The following is a 2,600-nucleotide window of genomic DNA, read 5'->3' as shown; positions in this document are numbered from 1 at the left end:
GCTGCGCGTCGAGATTGGAGAACGGCTCGTCAAGCAGCAACACGTCGGGCGAGGGGGCGAGGGCGCGAGCGAGCGCCACGCGCTGTTGCTGCCCACCGGAGAGCTCGTGGGGCATCCGGTCCTCGAGCCCTGTGAGGCGGGACAGTTCGAGCAGCTCCCCGACGCGACCCTGCGTCTCGCCGTCGAGCCCGAACGCCACGTTCCCCCGGACGTCGAGGTGCGGGAACAGCGCCCAATCCTGGAAGACCATGCCGACGCGACGCCGCTCGGGCGACACCCAGGTCCGGGGGCCCGCCACCAATCGCCCGGCCACCTCCACCGCTCCCGCGTCGGGCCGCTCCAGACCGGCGATGAGGCGGAGCGCGGTGGTCTTGCCACAGCCGCTCGGCCCGAGCAGGCATAGGAGCTCGCCGTCATCCACCTCGAGCTCGAAGCCATCGACGGCGACGACGTCGCCGAAGCGCTTCGCGAGGCCGGCGCACCGGAGCACGAGGTTCGGCATCAGTCCCCCCGGATCTCCTCGACCCCGACCCGGCGGGCGAGTGCCGAGAGCGGGATGACGGAAACCACCACGATCAGCAGGGCCGGCACGGCCGCGCGCGAGTAAAGGCCGGCCGATGCAGACGTCCAGATCCTGGTCGCGAGCGTCTCGAAGCCGGTCGGGCGGAGCAGCAACGTCGCCGGGAGCTCCTTCATCGAGGTTAGGAATACCAGGGCCATCCCGGCTGCCGCCGGCCGCGCGAGGAGCGGGAGGACCACCCGCCGGAACACGGCCCCCGGCCCGCGCCCGAGCGTGCGCCCCGCCTCTTCGACACGCGGGCTCAGCTGCAGCAGGCCCGACTTCAGCGGCTCTGCAACCTGCGGCAGGAACAGCACGACGTACGCCGCGATCACGAGCGGCAGTGACTGGTACACGGCCGGTGCATACCTCGCCGCGAAGAAGACGAACGCGAGCGCGACCACGAGCCCCGGGAGCGCGTACCCGGCGTACGCGACGCGCTCGACCGAGTTGGCCCCTCGGCCCGGGTAGCGCGCGGCAAGGGCCGCGACCGGCAGGGCGAGTAGCGCCGCCGCGACGGCGCCGGCGGCCGAGATGAGCACCGAGTTCCCCGCGGCGCCCACCGTGAGGTTGAATGCGATCCCCGCCCCTGCCCCGCGGACGAGAAGGTAGAGAAGCACGCCAACCGGCAGGACCAGTGCGAGCCCGACGACCGCCGCCGACAGCACCAGGGCTCCCCATCGCCAGCGCCCGAGCGGCACCGCGGGGAGCTCCCGGGCGGCACCGGCGCCCGTCCGGAAGTAGCGGGCACGGCCCCGGAAGCGCTGCTCGGCGACCAGGATCGCCAGTGCGATCGCGACGAGCATGAGCGACAGGATCGCCGCGGGGGTCCGGTCGAACGCGGCCCGATACTGGAGATAGATGGCCTGCGTGAACGTCGGGAACCGCATGAGGGACACCGCGCCGAAGTCGTGCAGCGTGTAGAGGGCGACGAGCAGCCCTCCGGAGGCGATCGCCGGTCGCAGTAGCGGCAGGGTGACGCGCCGGAACACCTCGCTTCGCGGACGCCCCAGGGTCCGTGCGGTCTCCTCGAGGGAGGGGTCCAGGCCACGGATCGCGGCCGCGGACACCAGGTACACGTAGGGGTAGGTGAACAGGGTGAGCGCGACGTAGGCGCCGGGGAACCCGCCGATGTCAGGCAGACGGTCGACGCCGAGCGGCTCCAACCAGCCCTGCACCAGGCCCTTGGGGCCGAGCGCAGCGAGGAGCACGAACGCGCCGACGTAGCTCGGCACGACGAGTGGCAGCGCGTACAGGACCGCCCATACCCTGCGGAACGGAAGGTCGCTCCTCACCGCAAGCCAGGCAAACGCCACCCCGATCGCCCCGGCCGTCGCCGTCACCGCCGCCGCAAGGCCGACCGTTCGCAGCGCGAGCCAGACGGTCCGGGACCGAAGGATCAGGTCCCAGCTCCCCTCCGAGGCCCCGGCCGCCCGGATCGCCAGGTACGCGACGGGCAATCCGACCAGCGCACACACGAGGAGCGCCGCCCCGGCGAGCCCCGCCGGCACGCGCCGCCGCCTCGGCCAAGGGATGCCGGCCATGGCCGCGCCCACGCCCGCCTCGACCACTCGCGGATTCGAGATCACACCATCCCGACCTCGGCGAGCAGCTGGAGCGCCCCCGGCAACGCAGGACCGAGATCGGACAGGTCCACCTGGCTCTCGGGCCCCACGAACCGGCCGATGGCAAGGATGTCCACCGAGGGCTCGTGGCCCGGGGCGACCGGGTACTCCCAGGTCTCGGTCGCGACCCAGCTCTGCCCCTCCTCGCCCGTGACGTAGTCGACGAACCTCCGCGCGGCGTCGGCGTGCTCGGCGCTCGCCAGGATCCCGACCGCGGCGGTGTTCACGAACGAGCCCGGGTCCCCGATCTCGAAATAGTGATTCTCGATCGGAACCGACCCGTCTTCGGCCTCGACCTCGAACTTGTAGTAGTGGTTCACCAGCCCGACCTCGATCTCTCCGGCGGCCACGGCCCGGGTGGTGGCGCCGTTGTCCTCGTAGAAGCGGACGCCGTTCGCCATCAGTCCCTCAAGCCA

At 72.2% G+C, this 2,600-nt stretch carries 3 protein-coding genes; all 3 read right to left on the bottom strand.

Annotation, left to right across the window (positions count from 1 at the left end; translation table 11 throughout):
• On the bottom strand, window positions 1–502 hold a 502-nt coding region (locus VGW35_10185), incomplete at its 3' end, for an ABC transporter ATP-binding protein (GenBank protein ID HEV8308025.1).
• The gene (locus VGW35_10180) at window positions 502–2,070 is read right to left on the bottom strand and encodes an iron ABC transporter permease (protein HEV8308024.1); all 1,569 of its coding nucleotides are present in this window, start codon (window positions 2,068–2,070) and stop codon (window positions 502–504) included. The genes VGW35_10185 and VGW35_10180, both read right to left, overlap by 1 nt.
• A 74-nt stretch (window positions 2,071–2,144) precedes the next feature.
• Window positions 2,145–2,600 (bottom strand): extracellular solute-binding protein (locus tag VGW35_10175; GenBank protein ID HEV8308023.1); only part of this gene is annotated, 456 nt, incomplete at its 5' end.

The sequence above is a fragment of the Candidatus Methylomirabilota bacterium genome (assembly GCA_036005065.1).
In the GTDB taxonomy this organism is placed as follows: Bacteria; Methylomirabilota; Methylomirabilia; order Rokubacteriales; family DASRDR01; genus DASYQW01.
The sequence above is the reverse complement of the archived record's forward strand: the minus strand, read 5'-3'. Positions and strand labels throughout refer to the sequence as shown.